Source organism: Paenibacillus sp. LHD-117 (genome assembly GCF_030929555.1).
Lineage (GTDB): Bacteria > Bacillota > Bacilli > Paenibacillales > Paenibacillaceae > Pristimantibacillus.
In genome coordinates, this window is the sequence record NZ_JAVFVT010000001.1 from 68366 (window position 1) to 85644 (window position 17279).

The window sequence follows — 17279 nt, forward strand, 5'->3', positions numbered from 1 at the left end:
TCAAATTAATAAAAATAACTGCGCAAGCGTTGCGCAGTTATTTTTTCATTAATTTGCTATCCGATATGATGAAAAATGAAGTTCCGATTGTTAAGATCTTACAAACCGCGGAATCGTCGGATACGAAGATTTTCAACAGATCTCACCCGCGTTATGCAAAGTCACTTTTAAACAATACTCAACCTATTCTCTAAACAACGGAAGAGTTATTCTAATCTTAGATAGCTTTTGTTAACAAGGTATAACGATACGCTGGTTGGAGGATTTATCGCTATCTCGTATGAAAAAGAGGAGGATTTTGAAGGAATGGTGCAAACACTTCTCGAAAGAGAGAACGATGAGAATCTGGCAGAAGGATTGGAGGATACATAGGTGGGTGACTTTAGTATTGAGGAACGGGCATGGATCACCGGGAGGATATATCATCAAATTGCGGAGTATTTTGCTCATTGGGAAGATTCCTCCTTCCCTCGTGAACAACTGAATGATGTTTATCGAGAATGTTTACATGAAGGACTCGCTGCGCAAAACAGGGATCGGTTCGTTGCAGTAATGCGACGGTGGATCGGGAAACTCCAAAATGGACATTCTTGGTGTTATGATACAACGTTTGATTCAGGGTCCCAAGTTGGCTTTCAATTAGAACGCATGGATGAAGGCTGGATTGTAATCGGTAGCTTGATTGATGAGGTTGATGAGGGCGATGTTATTGAACTAATAGATGGATTTTCTCCCGATGAATGGATGGCACAAGCAAAACCATTTGTAACAGTGCGCCAACCTAAAACACAGGAAACGCAGTGGCAATACATCATGCCAACTTTATGGAATGTCCACGAAGCAATATTAAGAGTTCGAAAGAGGGATGATAAGGTTAGAGAGTTTAAGTACAAACCTTTTCGCTTGGACGCTGATGACCCAAGAAGTAAAAGTCTTAAAGCAAAAAACTACAAAAAGAAGCAAGAACGCACAGAGGGTCGCTGGATAAGGGACGGGGAAGTTGGTTACATTCGTATCCCTAGTTTCCAAGAGGCGCATTACGCTGAAGATGCGCTATCTTACGTCCAACAATTCTCATCAGCCCGTGTCATTATTTTTGATGTACGCTCTAATGGTGGAGGAAACACACCATCATCACTAACAAAAGCCATAATGGATCGTCAATATAGATGGTGGACGGAAACCTCGCCTAACATTGGTCACCTGCGTCGCCGACACTCTGACAGCAGTCAGTTCACATTATTGCCAGACGGAACAGGTGCTCATTGTGTCGGGGATTGGATAGAACCTTCTTATTGTCAATTCGCCGGTAAGATTATCGCCCTTGCAGATCGTTATACGGGGTCTGCAGCGGAAGATTTTCTGATGCCAATCAAGGATACAGGTCGAGGAATCCTGATTGGGGAGACTACTTGGGGTTCGACAGGGCAGCCAGTATTCTTTGATTATAAAGATGTACACGTCGGCATCGGTTCTGTTCGTGCTTTTCTGCCTGATGGTACAAAATTCGAAGGCGTTGGAATTAAACCCGATATTTCGATTTATCGAGATCGTGAGGACTCATACATTGGACGTGATCCTGTCTTGGAGAAAGCGTTGCAAATATTGGAATGTTAATACATACAATCAACTTATTGCTGTTGATTTAGCGGGCAACGCTTGTTAAAACTTTCGAAGAAAGGGCCCTTCGCATTGAAGGGTCTTTATGGGAGGGGCGGGCCTGATAGTGGTTGACGGTTTATGGCTGGGGATGAAGATCAAGAATACATGGATAATCCTAATAATCACTCCGTTTGTTCGCAGCAACACTTTCCGAGAATGTCGTCATGGATAAAATGACTTGATCGAATCTATATGATGGAAAATGGTACAATTATTGAACAGGGATCACACGATGAACTTATGAAGCTTAATGGGAAATATGCTCATATGTTTAATCTGCAGGCTTCTAGGTACCGAGTGGTTGTTGGGGCCGGCTAATCTTTTCACAAGGAGCATTTGCTAATTCATTATGAAAGGCTGCCAATCGGCAGCCTTTTCTTTATGCTTTGAATTAAGATAAATCATTCCTGCAATTCGACAGGTATCCGCCAATCATGCAACAGGTTGTTCTTTCGTCTGGAAATCGTAAAATTAAAGCCCTGGAGCAGAGTCTCTTCTTAATAAATGCGATAATTGCCGCTTAAAGCCAACAGGGTGAAGAAATAAAGGCAATTGTCATAATAGCGGCGAACGCCGATACGAAGCGGTGTATTCCAGAACAGACGGACGAATTGCTCCGATTCTGGACCGTCCGCGGCAAGCGAGGCCATAGCATTCGTTGCAAGGAGACCGATCGGATGCAAAGCTGGTTCGTCGAACGGCTGTCCGGCGATCATGTAACGGCGGTAATCGGATACATCGATATCACGGAAGAAGCTCTGCAGCCGGTTCGATTGTCCCACCTGCCAAGGGTCGGAGCGGAACCATTCCCAGTCCAGACCAATATTGGCGGCAACCCGATATGCATCGCTAAAAAAATGTCTGAAGTCTCCGTGAGGCTGCGGCTCAGTTGGCGTACCATCATAATTCGCGTATTCAGGCGACAGACCTGTGACCGGATGACAAGCGGTATGAAGGTAAGCCCGGCTTGCCGCAGCTGCTTCCCGCCAGAAAGGTCTGTCCCGCTCATCAGCCTGCAGCGCAAATAATTCGTAGAAATGAGGCAAATGGTAGGATGGATCGCTAAATGGAGATTCCGGAATAAATTTGATCAATTTCGTCTCAGGGTCCCACATCGAATCGCCGTCATCTTCCTCGCCCTTGTGTACGCAAGCACGAAGGATCGTTTTTGCTTGTTCGGAATAGTCGTACGGAGTAGGACCATCGCCCCAACGGTTTGAAGCAAAAAACAACACCATGGCGTAAAACTCTTCTCCGTCAGGCGCTGGACCTTGGGATATGCGAGTGCCGTCAGGTTTGCAGTGCCAAGCAAAGTAGTCTTTGTAGCGACCTTCCTTATGCTGCATAAACGTTTTTGAAAACGTCCATAGCCGATCGAAGATGTCCTTCTTGTCCATCTGAACCGCCATCATCATGCCGTAGGACATGCCTTCAGTACGTACATCCGAATTTCCCGTATCGAGCATATAGCCCATATTATCGCCCATTGGGTAGTAGATACGCACATCGGGTGCTCCATCGAATAGTTCGGACCAAGACTTATCCAACTTTTCTATAATCGATTTTTCTGAATATCCGAGTTCCTTAAACAGGTTGCGGTATTCACCTGAATAATAGGCTCCTTGCGTGAGTGCCGTCATCTAAATAAACCTCCATCTCTTATTTGTTTCATCATAGCATGAAAGCCATTTCATAAATTTCAGCATTTGTTTTGAAAAGTATATGATTTTGAATTTGGTCTGGGAGGGTGAAGACGATGTATACCGTCATTATTGTTGATGACGAAAAATTTGTGCGCAAAGGCCTGATAAAGATGCTGGATTGGGAAAGCAGTGGTTTTCAAGTCATTGACGAGGCCGAAGATGGCGAGGACGCCTTAATCCTATTGCGAGAAAAAAAGCCCGATTTGGTGCTTACGGATATCCGGATGCCTGTACTGGACGGGCTCGAACTTATTCATGCCGCATTTGAAGAGAAGATGGAAACGGAATTTATCATTATTAGCGGATACAACGATTTCAGGTACGCTAGGCAAGCAATGCGATACGGAGTGCTGGATTATGTCTTGAAACCTGTTGATCAAGCTGAAATTAAGCAAGCGCTTGAAAAAATTTTCGTACTAGGCAGGTGGAGAAGAAACAACCGAAAGAACACGGCCTATTGATCACTATAAAAAGCTATATCGAAGAGCATTTCCGCGAGCCAATTAATCTGAAGAGCACAGCCTCCCACTTCTATTTGAACTCGGCTTATCTCGGCCAACTGTTCAAGCGAAGGTACGGTATTTATTTCAATGAGTACTTAACGAAGCTCCGAATGGACGAAGCAAAGAAACTGCTGAGGGAGTCGAATTTACGTATTTATGAGATCGCGAAGCAGGTTGGCTTTAATCAAGCTGCTTATTTCGTCACACAATTCGAGAAACGAGAGCAAATGTCACCGTCGGTATACCGCAATCAAGTGAATGATCAGGAGTAGCCGTGAGAGGATGGAGCCTATGTTGAGCTTGATGAACGATATGCGGTTGCGCAACAAAATGTTTTTTGTTTATTTTGTAAGTGTATTTGCCCCACTTTTGTTGACTAACGTTATCTTTTACCAGGTGATCACGAACAATGTAAAGACGCAAAGGCTGGATGACATCGAGCGTGCAGTTGAGCAGATCCGGAACGATTTCCGGTCACAAATAGATGAAGCAGTGGGATTATCCGCTTTCTATTACGCAGACTACAATACGAATGAAATCCTTGAGCGGGATTTCGCTAATCCCGAATCCTATATCGAGGCTTACGATTCATACCTAAGGCGTACGCTCGGAAATTACAGTCCGGGCTTCTTGTCGCTCCAGAGCGTCACCATTTATGCGGATAATCTCTCATTGCTTCATTCAGGCAATATCGGCTATTTATCGGACGATATCCGTAGCACGAGCTGGTATAAAGCAGCTGTAAGCAGTAAGCGTTCACAGCCCGTGTTTACCCGGATAGAAAGCATGGACGGCGATTTCGCAACTTTCTCACTGATTCGAAAGCTCAATTATTTCTCGGATCAGATGCAGAAGGAGAAATTGCTCCGGATTGACTTCAAAACAATTGATTTGGAATCAATCTTCGCCAATTTGAATATGGAAGGCGACATGTATCTGCTTAATCCTGAGGGCGAAATCGAGTACACGACGAATACGAATGTTAATTGGATTGAACATAGGAAGACAAGGTTTTCGTCATTATCGTCGAAAGATTCGATTGAATTCGTGAAAGAGTATCGGGGAATCAGCTATTTGGATGGTTGGCGGATCGTAGGTACGATAAATGAAGACGAGGTCGTGCAGGAAGTACAGAAATCGCGTAGTTTTATCTGGTGGTCCGCTTGCATGATGATGGTCGTCCCCACAGCCTTCATTCTCTTGATGACGAAGTCGATTAATCAGCGAATTGTACAGATTCTGAAACATATGAAAAAAGTAAAAAGCCAAAATTTTGAAATGATAGGTCAACCGGAGTCAAAAGATGAAATTGGGCAACTGACACTAGAGTTCAACCAGATGATATTACAGGTGAAGTCCTTAATCCAGGATGTGTACTTGGCAGATATTCGAACAAAGTCCATGGAGCTTGAGCGCCGCAAAGCACAATTAAATGCACTTCAAAGTCAAATCAACCCGCATTTCCTGTTTAATGCCCTGGAAACGATCCGGATGCGCAGCATGCTCAAAAATGAAGAAGAGACGGCAGCGATCATCCACAGCATGGCCAAGGTCTTCCGAAGCTCGCTAACCTGGAATCGCGATCGGGTTAGCGTCAATGAAGAACTAGGATTTATACAATGCTTTCTCGATATTCAGAAGTATCGATTCGAAGAAAAGCTGAACTTCTCACTCGACATCGCTGCGGAGACCCGATCGGTTGAAGTTCCGAAAATGGTGTTTCTGCCGTTTGTCGAAAATGCCTGCATACATGGGATTGAACCACTCAAACGTGGCGGCAAGATCGATATTCGGATTAATGCTGACGAAAGCGAAATTGTGTTTACCATCCGGGATAACGGAGTCGGCATGGAGCAGGAGAAGGTTGCTTCCTGGTATCGCTTCTTAGAGCTGGAAGAAGTGATGGGCGAACGAATAGGCGTTCAGAACGTTATCTACCGTGCGAAGATGATCTATGGCGACAAGTTCCGATTTAAAGCAGCGAGCGAATTGGGTAAAGGAACTTTAGTCGAAATACGATTACCGCGTGATTCGACTCAAAACTATAATTTGTGAAATAAGACGCTACTCATACGCGGGTCATCAAAAAATGTAATCGCTTTTATAATGAAGATGCAACAAATTATAGTTATCGAAAGGGGAAGAAAAACAGTGAAGAAAAAGAAAATAATGTTGCTTACAGCTGTAGCCGCCCTAATGCTCTCCGTTGTAACCGCGTGTTCTGGTAACAATAATAACGAACCAGCCGCGACAAACGGCGGAAGCGGAGGAGAGGGAAAGACGCAAGAGAAGGCCACCTTCACGATCTATAATGGCGTGGCCGGAACCAAGGACGTTAATACAAACGAAACAACAATCGGGAAAATGCTCGAAGACCAAACCGGCGTCAATTTTAAATTGGAGTTTCTCGTTGGCGATTTGAACACAAAAATCGGTACGATGATTGCTTCGGGCGAATATCCGGATGTCCTAATTCCGGACGCGGCAATGGAGGAAGTGTTGAATGCAGGAGCCTTCATCCCGCTCGACGATCTTATTGAACAACACGGTCCGAATATTAAGCGTGTATACGGTCAGTACTTGGACCAAATGAGATCCAAGGACGGCAAGCTTTATATTCTGCCAATCGCTGTACAAGTTGGAGAGTTCGTACCGGATCCCGAGCCAGGCGCAGCATTCTGGGTGCAGCGCCGAGTGCTGGAAGAGGCTGGTTACCCGGAAATCAAAACGCTCGATCAATATATCGAGTTAATTACGAATTACAGGGACAAGCACAAGGATGAGAAATTGACGGGCATGGTATCGTTGTCGCATGACTGGCGTTTCTTTGCAACCTCCAATCCGCCGATGCACCTGATGGGTTACCCGAACGATGGTAACGTAATGGTAGATCCAAACACGCTGGAAGCGAAGACATACGCTGGTTCCGATGCCTCCAAGAAGTGGCTGAAGGCGCTAAGCGATTTAAATGCTAATGGCATGTTCGATAAAGCTTCGTTCGTAGATAACTATGATCAATATATTGCAAAACTGACTTCGCACAATGTTCTCGGTTTCTTCGATTACAGATGGCAAGTGCAAAGCGGGCTGAATGTACTTAAGGATGCGGCGCGTAAAGATCCTTCGCTCGACGGTTACAACTATTTCCCTCTGCCCGTAACGTTTGATGAGAATACGCCTGACGCGTATATAGATCCGCAAGGCGGACTTGTTACGAACCGGGGAATCGGCATCACGGTGAGCGCAAAGGATCCGGAACGTATTATTCAATACTTTGACAACATGCTGAAGGAAGAAAACCAAATTCTAACTTCGTGGGGCATTAAAGGCGAGACGTACGAAGTGGATGAGAATGGCCGATATTATCGAACACAGGAACAAATCGAAAAGATCGACGAAGCCTTTAACGAAAAGTTCGGCTTTAAGCAATATGGTTGGAACTGGCCGAGCTACACGGGTAACTCGACTCTCTCGGATGGCAACGCCAAAGGCGTTGGCGTTCAGCCGGAAGTATTCCAAACGAGCTTGACGGATAAGGATAAACAAATCTTGGAGAAATACGACGTTCAAACATATAGCCAGATGTTCGCCAAGCCTGTATTCCGCGCTTGGTACCCGGCCTGGGGCTTCGCCAAGGAACAGAATTCCCCTGAGCTGATGTGGGAAACGAAAAAAGACGAGTTGACGAAGAAATACTTCCCGAAACTGGTTCTGTCTGCTCCCGACAAGTTCGAATCGGTCTGGGAAGATTACATGAAAGAATTAAGCAAGCTGGATACGGTCGGATATGAGAAATGGACGACGGATCAAGTGAAGCTGAAAGTCGAAGCAACTAAATAATCGATCTTGGAGAAAGGCCGGACACTGCGAATGGACAGACACTCCGGCCTTTCCTCTATTCCCTTCACACCACTGGATACCGGAAGGAGAGAATCGTTTGAAAACCAATATTGTAGAGACAACGTCCCGGGCATCAGAGAGCAATAAAGCGAAGGGGATCCGTCTATTTATTCAGAAGCTGGTCAGGCAACGAGCATTGGTTATCATGTCTGTTCCTTTTTTAATCTGGCTCTTCATATTCAAATACGTTCCGATCTGGGGTTGGACGATTGCTTTTCAAGACTATAAGCCTGCTCTTGGGTTCTGGGAGCAAACCTGGATCGGTTTGGATCATTTCCAGTTTTTATTTGGAGACGAACGTTTCATCCGTGTACTGCGTAATACGCTCGCGATGAGCTCCATTAATTTAATTTTTGGCTTTGTTACGGCAATTGGACTCGCACTATTGTTGAATGAAATCCGCCGGGTAGCGTTTAAGCGAGTCGTGCAGACGGTAAGTTATTTGCCGCACTTTATTTCATGGGTCGTAGCGGCCAGTATCATTCAGACAACGCTGGCACCTGACGGCATTATTAATCAACTATTGAAATGGCTAGGTACCGTCAAAGAAGGAAATGAAATCTTATTTTTAGGTATACCAGAATATTTCTGGACGATCTTCGGGGCTAGCTCCATCTGGAAGGATATCGGTTGGAATACAATTGTGTATCTGGCAGCTATGACAACGATCGACCCCGCGCAATACGAAGCGGCGGAGATCGATGGCGCGAACCGATTTAAACGAATGATGTACATTACGCTTCCGGGAATCAAATCGGTTATCATCGTGTTATTAATTATGAATATCGGCTATTTGCTGGAATCGGGATTTGAGCCGCAATATTTGCTTGGCAACGGTTTGAATGTGGACTATTCCGAGAACATTGATATATTCGTCTTGAAGTATGGTATCGCACAGAGTAACTTCTCGCTCTCAATTGCCGCGGGAATGTTCAAGACGGTAGTCAGTTTCATCCTGTTGTTTGCGGCAAATACGCTTGCGAAACGCATGGGTGAATCCAGACTATTCTAGAATGGAGGGCATGAGAATATGGCCGCAAGCAGCGTGAAGGCAAAAAAGTCGACTAGAATCAAGCAGTCTACGGGGGATCGCATTTTCGATATTTGCAACTATGTATTTATGATCTTATTGATGATCGTTACACTTTATCCATTTCTCAATGTACTGGCGGTGTCGCTAAATAGCGCGCAGGATTCGATCAAGGGCGGGATTTATCTGCTTCCGCGGGTATGGACTCTTGAAAACTACAATTATATTTTTAAGGAAGCGACAATTTTCCATGCTACTTATATCTCCGTGCTGCGTACGATCATCGGTACGGTGACGACGGTGTTCTGCTCAGCCATGGTTGCATATACAATCAGCAGACAGGACTACGTGCTTCGCAATTTCATCACGGTTGCCTTTATCTTAACGATGTATTTCAACGGAGGATTAATTCCTAATTACTTGCTTATTCGGGATCTGGATCTGATCGGAAGCTTCTGGGTGTACATTTGGCCAGGTCTCATTGGGGTGTTTAATCTCATCATTATTCGATCCTTTATCGAAGGATTGCCCGACAGCATTCTGGAATCCAGCAAAATCGATGGTGCGGGAGAATATCGTACGTTTTTCAATATCGTTTTGCCGCTTACTGCGCCTGTATTGGCGACTGTCGCTCTATTTTCGGGGGTGTACCAATGGAACTCCTGGTTTGATGTGTTTCTTTACAACTCCTCACATATTGACCTCAGTACATTACAGTATGAGTTGCAGAAAATATTGCAAAACTCCAATGCCAGTTCAGGTACGTCAAGCCTGGACGGCATGATTAACGGCGCGAGCGGGGCTCAGCAAAATACGGTTACGCCGCTATCCGTTCGAGCTACAATGACAATCGTAGCTTCTGTACCAATTATCATGGTGTATCCATTCCTGCAGAAGTACTTTGTTAAGGGTATGATGGTTGGAGGAGTTAAGGGTTAACAAAACAAGGCGCAAGACTTAGATCATAAGTCCTGCGCCTTTTCTATTGCATTATGCCGTTTCAGAAACGTGTTTTCTGTATTCATTCGCGCTTGATCCCGTATATTCTTTGAATTTCTTATAAAACCAATCGATCTCCGTATAGCCGATTTCATTGGCGATTTCATATACTCTCATATCCGTTTTTTCTAATAATATCTTGGCCTTTTCCATACGTTGCTGAAGCAAATAGTCATTAAAGGTCATGTTTTCTTGGGTTTTAAATTTTTGCCCCAGATAGGAACTGTTGAAATGCATTAAATCCGAAATCTTCTTCAAAGTCACATTCTCATGCAGTTGCTGCTGAACGTAACCTTTGACTAGGTCGATAATGGATTCCGAAGATTGAATAGGTTCTTTCAAAGGGGTATCGAAAGGATGAGAATTGGCCTCCGGCTTGGCGTTCTCCAAGCTGTCTAGTTCCAACTTAACCGCTTTCAAACTTTCTGCAAGTTCGCTTGTTTGTATGGGGGCAGCCAAGTAATCACGTACTTGATAAGTTATAGCTTTTCTTGCTAAACGAAAATCATCGTCTCCTCCAAGGAGAATGATGGGGACTTTGCTTTTTTTCCGTATCCGCTGACAGAGAAGAATGCTTCCAGACTGAAAGCCTCTCATGTTAATGAGTACAAGCGAGTATTGGTTTCGACGAATGATTGGCGTGACTTTAGCGTACTCATCGATCGATGCAGAGATTGAAAAACCATGTTGCTTCCAATCAATCATGTTTTTGATTTGAGTTCTAGAGTGACTGTTCTGATCAACAAGCAACACGGAATACATGGTTGAGGCCCCCCGCTTTTCGAAAGTAATCTTTATTGAGTACGCTTTAATTATGCGGAATCAAGCACGTTATGAACAAGGTGCATCTTTTTATTCTTACAACATCTCTTTACCTAAATGCGAGCGTTTACAATAGTTTTGCATTTGTAGTTAACATCTATTATTTAACGGGTCATTATACAAAAAACGACAGGTACTTTTTGGGATACTTAACCGCTACAATGATTGCAAGTCATGAAGAGAATGGGGGAAGCCAAATGTCTGTCGTGGGGGATAAAACACTCCGAACAAGCGGCGAGGCGATCCTGAAGGCAGCAGGCATCAAGAGAATCTTTGGCAGAGGTAATGCTTCCGTCAACGCCCTTTCTGATATTCATTTAACCATTGAAACTGGGGCGATCACGGCGCTTAAGGGACGATCTGGCTCAGGTAAGACGACATTGTTGAATATTCTCAGTGCCCTTGATGAGCCGACGGAAGGCCAGGTTTTTTTTCGCAATAGGGAAATTACGGGGATGTCCGGCAAAGAGCGAAATGCACTAAGGCGTAAGGAGATTGGTTTGGTGTTCCAGTCTTTTGGGCTTGTGCCGTTAATGTCGGCCTATGAAAACGTGGAGTTTGGTCTTCGTATAGCTGGCAGTCCCGTAATGGGGAATCGTGAAGCGGCAGAGAGCGCTCTTGAGTGTGTCGGTATGAAAGAGCGGATGAGACACCGTCCGTCTGAGTTGTCCGGCGGTGAACAGCAACGCGTTGCTATTGCTCGCGCGATCGCACATGAGCCTGTGCTGCTCATCGCAGACGAGCCAACCGCTGAACTCGATAGCAGGATGGGATTGCAAGTCATGCGCGTATTCAGAGATCTAGTAAAGAGAACTGGAATGACGATCGTTATGACGACCCATGATCCTGGAATTATGGAACTGGTTGATCACGTTTTTGAATTGGAGGATGGAAAAATTGTTTCGCAGACGACCAACAGATAAACGTCAGACGAGTCGGCATTGCCGCTTCAAGGTCTCGGCCGCCATGTTATCCGTAATGATAATGTTATCGGGATGCTCGCTTCTCCCTATTGAAGAGGATTCACTACAGCCACCGCTTGTAGAGCCTAATGAAGAACAGTTGAATTTAGTGGAAGCATCGAAGGGAACAATTCAGACTACACTTCGTGGTACGGCAAATTTTGTTTCATCCAAAACGGAGACGCTTTCATTCAAAGGGCTTGGCGGTCGAATCAAGTCAGTGAACGTGGCTCTCGGTCAGAAAGTAGTGGCCGGGGATTTAATTGCGGAAATGGATACTGGCGATCTTGATTTGCAAACTCGCTTGCAGAGACTGAATGTAGAACGCGCCGAACTGTTTTATAAACAAGCGCTATCAGCCGGGGCAAATGAGATTGATCTTCGTCTTCGGGAAATCGACTTGGAGAAGGAACGACTTTCCTTGAAATCGATGGAGGAGCGTCTCGCTCAATCACGGTTATACGCTCCATTTGCAGGTATTGTTATTTTTGCGGAACAACTTAAGACGGACGATTTCGTAAATGCATTCCAGTCCATCATAACAATCGCGGATCCGGAAAGTTTGCAGCTCACCTATGCAGCTACGGAAACTAAAGAACTTCAGGCATTGGAAGTCGGGATGCCTGCCAATTTGAAATATAAAGGCGTGGAGTATACGGGCAAAGTACTGCAGACTCCATCCAGCGTCCCCCCTGGCAGCGATCCGGCAAAGTCTGAACGCAATGCGATGACTATTATTATTGGAATAGATGATGTGCCGGGAGATGTTCAAGTAGGCCATAGCGCTGAGATAACGATTCCGCTTCAGCAACGCGAGAATATCATCATACTTCCGCGCTCGGCCATTCGCACTTATATGGGACGCAACTACGTGCAAGTAGTAGATGGCGAGCGGCGTAAAGAAGTGGATATTGAGATTGGTTTGACGACATCAACCGAGGTTGAGATTGTAAAGGGAATTGAAGAAGGGCAGCAGGTCATTCTGAATAACTGACATTAACAATGTCCAGAGCGACCGGGCTCAAGGATGGGGTGAAAACATGGCCATATGGACGATGATTCTACGAAAGATGGCAAAAAACAAATGGCTGCAGCTAAACCTATGGTTTGGTCTAACCTTATGCGTAGCTCTGTTCAGTTCTATGCCTCTGTATTCGGAAGCAATCTTGCAGCGGACGTTGGTTAAAGAATTGCAGTCGATACAGTATCGTGAGGCCGTATATCCAGGTTACGTAAGAATTAGCACATCAGTCTCAGCTGTCGAAATGGACGATCAAACGAAGAAAAAAATTTCGCAAGCTGATCGTTTTGTCCAATTAATTCCGGAGCGGATAGGACTGGATGCATTATCGTTTTACCAGCAGCGTTCAACGTTGAAGTTGAAGGTATATGGAGCGGACGCTTCGGAGCAAGAGATCAAATCACAAAGAACAACGGGAAGTTTTCAGTCGCTGTCGAGCTTGGATAAGCGTGTTCGTATAATCGATGGTCGAATGCCGGCAGATCGTACGGATGGCGTCTTCGAAGCCTTGGTTACCCAGAAGTTCTTACTAGGGGCGAAACGAGATCTTGGAGAGGAACTGATAGCCCAGTCGCCAGAGAATGAACAGACTCGCTTCCAAGTCATTCCTGTGGGAATCATTCAAACAGACCCAAGCGCCGATCCCTATTTGCCTTACATGACAGAAGAATACACAGACGGTTTTATTATTCCTTACGAGCAGTTCGAACGCGAATTTACGCAAGGAGGCAAGCTCTCGGTCGCAAATTTGGAGTGGCGTTACGCTCTCAAATACGACAGCTTGTCTGTTGATAATATGGATCAATTTGTTTCCACAGACCGGGATATACGGCGTTATTTCAAAGGACGTCTAGGTGTCTCGGAGATAAATATCCCTGCTACCGAGACCATCGTTTCCTATAGTGGCATACAATCCAAGCTTGATCTTATGATGCTATCGCTTTATTCGCCAGTTGTGCTTATGTTGGTCTTTTATCTATACATGGCAGCGAACCTCATTATCGAAAAGCAAAAGACGGAAATATCCGTGCTTCGGAGTCGCGGAGCCAGCCGCCTGCAGATTATGGCAGCCTATACGACGGAAAGCCTTATACTTGGCATTTGTGCTTTGGCGGCGGGGCCATTTCTTGGCGTCACGTTCACCAAGGTATTGGGAGCTTCAAGCGGCTTTCTGGAATTCGTGCAAAGGTCGGTGCTAGAAGTCAGCCTCGGCAGCGGGGCTTATAAGATCGCTGCAGCAGCGGTTGGAGGTGCCATACTGCTGATTCTAATCCCAGCTTTCTTAGCGACGCGTACCAGCATCGTGGGACATAAACAACAGTCGGCACGATTGAATAAAATGTCCTTCTGGCACAAAACAGGTCTCGACGTCCTGCTTATTAGCTTAGCACTCTATTTATTATATAACTTTAACAAGCGTCGGGAAGATTTGCAGCGATTAGCGCTGGACTCCGATTCTCTGCAGGTTGATCCTCTCCTGTTTTTAATGCCGGCGGTTTTTGCGTTAGGAAGCGGGTTACTAGTCCTTCGTATATATCCTTATTTGGTTCAACTCCTATTCTGGGCGGGACGCAGGTGGTGGCCGCCGGCGTTATACCACTCTCTGGTTCAAATAAGTCGCTCGTCTGGTCAATATTTAACGATCAAAGTGTTCCTTATAATGACCGTCGCTACCGGATTGTTCAGCGCGAATGCCGCCAGAACGATTAATGAGAATATGGAGAGTAAGATTCAATATGCCATAGGAGCCGATATGGCTTTGATGACTCGATGGGCAAGCAACAAGTTGCCATCATCAAGTTTATCCGCAACAAATGAGCTATCAGAAAATGAATTTGCGGATATGAAACGGATTCAATACATTGAGCCGCCATTTGAGCCTTTACAAGAACTCGAGGGTGTTGCATCGCATGCAAAGGTGTTCAGAAAAGAAGGGGCACAATTTGTTAATGGCAAGGAAGGAACGACTGGAAAAACGACTTTAATGGGTATTAATACAAAGGATTTTGGCGAGACGGCATGGATGAAAGATGGGTTGCTTAACTATCACATGAACAGTTATTTGAACCTGCTTGCGTCAAATCCAAATGCAGTATTAATCTCACGATCAATTGCCGACGCTGCCAAAGTCAAGCCTGGAGATCCTATCCGAATCAATTGGGAAGGACATGATCAAGTCCAGTTCACGGTTTATGGCATTATCGACTATTGGCCTACATGGAATCCGCTGCCAAGCGGTAAATCGGAAGGGAATGATGGGATCGAGAAACCTCATCTCATTGTGGGTCATTTGAGTACAATCCAGAACCGAATAGCGCTTGAACCCTATGAAATATGGTTGAATTTGAATGAAAACGCGACCAGTCAACAAATTTATGAGCAGTTGGCCGAACAAAAAATCTCAATCGTCAGTTTCAAGGATTCAAGACAGCAACTAATTGATTCGAAAAACGATCCGTTTCGGCTAGCAATCAATGGCGTGATGACGCTTGGATTCGCCATTTCGATGCTTATCAGTTTTTTTGGATTCCTTCTATTCTGGATACTGACTTTTGCAGGGAGAACCCTCCAATATGGAGTGTTGCGGGCGATGGGTATTCCGTTCTTGCAAATTATCGGCATGTTGGTTAGCGAACAAGCGTTAACATCAGGAGCGGCAGTTATAATCGGCGTTCTAATTGGAAACTTAACTAGCGATTTGTACGTTCCTTTATTCGAAATGTCGTTCGTAACGAAAGAGCAGGTACCGCCGTTCGAGATCGTACGTCAACTCAGCGACTATTTGCAATTGTATTCAATAGTTGGAGCGACCTTGTTTGTTGGGCTCTTCATCCTCGGGTATCGGCTGGCACGGACTCGGGTCGCCCAAGCGCTTAAGCTAGGAGAGGAGTAAACGATGATTCATTGTGACGGACTAGTCAAAATTTATAAGACCGCTGATCTCGAGGTTGTCGCGCTGCAAGGGCTTGATCTGAAGGTCGAGGCTGGAGAATTAATGGCGATCATCGGAAACTCCGGCAGTGGCAAGTCGACGTTGTTAAACATGCTCGGGGGGCTCGACAAGCCCTCCGCCGGAAAGCTCTTTGTTGATAATAAGGATCTATTGACTTTCAGAGAAAAAGATTTAGTTAAATACAAAAGGGAGAGCGTCGGGTTTGTCTGGCAAAATAATGCGCGTAACCTAATCCCTTATTTAACCGCGCTGGAAAATGTAGAGCTTCCGATTCTGCTGCGCGGTAAGCGTCGTCGGGAACGGGCGTTTGAGCTGCTAGAGGCGGTAGGTCTCGGTCATAGGATGAAAAATCGGCTAAGCGAACTTTCAGGAGGTGAGCAGCAACGCGTAGCTATTGCCATTGCGCTTGCTAACGAACCTCCCCTTCTGCTTGCGGATGAGCCGACTGGATCACTTGATACGAGAACGTCTAATCAAGTCTTGGATCTGTTTCGAAACCTGAATAGGACGATAGGCATCACGATCGTTATCGTTACTCATGATCCGGAACTTGCTCGAAAAGTAGATCGGGTCGTTCAGATCCGGGATGGTAAAACATCGGCAGAGATGATAAGAAGAGTTTCATATGCGGAAGAGATTGCGTTACTTGATTCTGAGGAAGAGAAGATTGAAGCAGAGAGCCATATTGAATATGCCGTTGTTGATAAGGCTGGACGCCTGCAAATTCCCGCTGGATATCTCGGTGTTGAAGGCTTCAAAGACAGCAGCAAAGTACGGGTGGAGATGGAAGACGGCCGGATTATTCTCTATCCTCCACATGACCGAAAGACAGGGTAACGTGTTTCCGTTGCCCATGAAAATTAGCAACTTGTCGTCAACGGCGGCAGAATCAAAAAAGAGCGGCGCTTCGAGACGGTTCCCCGTCAGCGAAATGCCGCTGTTTCTTATGCTGTAATGGAGAAAATTTTTCTGTACTCGTTGGCGCTTAATCCGGTATGCAACTTAAATTTTTTATAAAACCAGTCCATCTCCGAATATCCGATTTCACATGCAATTTCGTATACTTTCATATCCGTGTGCTCTAGCAAGTATTTGGCTTTCTCCATCCGCTGTTGTAACAAATACTCATTGAATGTCATATTCACATGTTCTTTAAACAATTGACCCAAATACGAGCTATTGAAATGCATAATCGATGAAATCTCTTTTAAGGTAATATTGCGATACTTCGTATATTCCAGGTATTCTTTGACTTTCTCTATGACTTTGTTCGGGGAAGTGGGTAGTTTGCTGGAATGGTTTAGATTGGTCAACCTAGTCGTTGTCGGAAGATTTATTCCAATTTTTTCTTTAGCTGACTGCAAGCTTGCCGTTAATTGATGGGAGAATACCGGTTCAGGCAAATAATCATGGACTTGATAATACATCGCTTTTTTCGCTAACCGGAAATCTTGGCTTCCGCCGATGAGAATAATCGGTGCGTTAAGTTTTTCCCGAATCATCCCACACAAATCTATTCCCTCGGCATCAGCACCTTGGATACTGATTAATACAATCAAATAGTGATGGTTAGAAATTAATGGAATGATGTCATCATGCGAATTGGAAACATGTTCTAATGTGAGATTTAGACTGTTCCAATTCAACATGCTCTGAACTCTGATTCTTGAATGATGATTCGGATCAATCAGTAATACCTTATGCATGATATACCCCCCCATTGC

The 17279-nt window shown here is 45.0% G+C and carries 14 protein-coding genes; 11 read left to right on the forward strand and 3 right to left on the reverse strand.

Features of this window, described 5'->3' with window-relative positions; translation table 11 throughout:
- The first annotated feature begins 372 nt into the window (after positions 1-372).
- The gene (locus RB620_RS00225; protein ID WP_308091489.1) at positions 373-1617 is read left to right on the forward strand and encodes a S41 family peptidase; all 1245 of its coding nucleotides are present in this window, start codon (positions 373-375) and stop codon (positions 1615-1617) included.
- A 542-nt stretch (positions 1618-2159) separates the two neighbouring features.
- Here the strand turns inward: RB620_RS00225 and RB620_RS00230 are convergent.
- Positions 2160-3302: a family 8 glycosyl hydrolase gene (locus RB620_RS00230; RefSeq protein ID WP_308091490.1), complete on the reverse strand. Its 1143-nt coding sequence runs from the start codon at positions 3300-3302 to the stop codon at positions 2160-2162.
- A 116-nt stretch (positions 3303-3418) separates the two neighbouring features.
- On the opposite strand from RB620_RS00230, the gene RB620_RS30500 reads away from it, so the two are divergent.
- From RB620_RS30500 to RB620_RS00260, 6 genes are all read left to right on the forward strand, one after another.
- Complete coding sequence (locus tag RB620_RS30500) at positions 3419-3826, forward strand: response regulator (protein WP_308091491.1); 408 nt, start codon at positions 3419-3421, stop codon at positions 3824-3826.
- Positions 3823-4140, forward strand: a complete 318-nt coding sequence (locus RB620_RS30505) for a helix-turn-helix domain-containing protein (protein ID WP_308091492.1) — start codon at positions 3823-3825, stop codon at positions 4138-4140. Before RB620_RS30500 ends, RB620_RS30505 begins: the two co-directional genes overlap by 4 nt.
- 10 nt (positions 4141-4150) lie before the next feature.
- On the forward strand, positions 4151-5923 hold the full coding sequence (locus RB620_RS00245) for a sensor histidine kinase (protein WP_308091493.1): 1773 nt from the start codon (positions 4151-4153) through the stop codon (positions 5921-5923).
- A gap of 96 nt (positions 5924-6019) precedes the next feature.
- Positions 6020-7708 (forward strand): type 2 periplasmic-binding domain-containing protein, encoded by a 1689-nt coding sequence (locus RB620_RS00250; protein ID WP_308091494.1) that lies wholly within the window; start codon positions 6020-6022, stop codon positions 7706-7708.
- A 157-nt stretch (positions 7709-7865) separates the two neighbouring features.
- Positions 7866-8780 (forward strand): ABC transporter permease, encoded by a 915-nt coding sequence (locus RB620_RS00255; RefSeq protein ID WP_308091642.1) that lies wholly within the window; start codon positions 7866-7868, stop codon positions 8778-8780.
- A gap of 18 nt (positions 8781-8798) precedes the next feature.
- A complete protein-coding gene (locus tag RB620_RS00260) occupies positions 8799-9737 on the forward strand; it encodes a carbohydrate ABC transporter permease (RefSeq protein ID WP_308091495.1) in 939 nt (312 codons plus the stop codon).
- 51 nt (positions 9738-9788) lie between these two features.
- Here the strand turns inward: RB620_RS00260 and RB620_RS00265 are convergent, their stop codons facing one another.
- Positions 9789-10559 carry a response regulator transcription factor gene (locus RB620_RS00265; protein WP_308091496.1) on the reverse strand — a complete coding sequence of 257 codons (771 nt, stop codon included), beginning with the start codon at positions 10557-10559 and terminating at the stop codon, positions 9789-9791.
- Positions 10560-10816: 257 nt separating this feature from the next.
- Between RB620_RS00265 and RB620_RS00270 the strand changes: the two genes are divergently transcribed.
- The 4 genes from RB620_RS00270 to RB620_RS00285 are packed head-to-tail and all read left to right on the forward strand — an operon-like array spanning position 10817 to position 16392.
- Positions 10817-11542 carry an ABC transporter ATP-binding protein gene (locus RB620_RS00270; protein ID WP_308091643.1) on the forward strand — a complete coding sequence of 242 codons (726 nt, stop codon included), beginning with the start codon at positions 10817-10819 and terminating at the stop codon, positions 11540-11542.
- Positions 11508-12575: an efflux RND transporter periplasmic adaptor subunit gene (locus RB620_RS00275; RefSeq protein ID WP_308091497.1), complete on the forward strand. Its 1068-nt coding sequence runs from the start codon at positions 11508-11510 to the stop codon at positions 12573-12575. The genes RB620_RS00270 and RB620_RS00275 overlap by 35 nt, the downstream gene beginning before the upstream one ends.
- Positions 12576-12621: 46 nt before the next feature.
- On the forward strand, positions 12622-15495 hold the full coding sequence (locus tag RB620_RS00280) for an ABC transporter permease (RefSeq protein WP_308091498.1): 2874 nt from the start codon (positions 12622-12624) through the stop codon (positions 15493-15495).
- Positions 15496-15498: 3 nt separating this feature from the next.
- Positions 15499-16392 (forward strand): ABC transporter ATP-binding protein, encoded by an 894-nt coding sequence (locus tag RB620_RS00285; protein WP_308091499.1) that lies wholly within the window; start codon positions 15499-15501, stop codon positions 16390-16392.
- Positions 16393-16499: 107 nt separating this feature from the next.
- Here RB620_RS00285 and RB620_RS00290 read toward each other — a convergent pair whose 3' ends face one another.
- A complete protein-coding gene (locus tag RB620_RS00290) occupies positions 16500-17261 on the reverse strand; it encodes a response regulator transcription factor (protein ID WP_308091500.1) in 762 nt (253 codons plus the stop codon).
- Positions 17262-17279 lie beyond the last annotated feature (18 nt).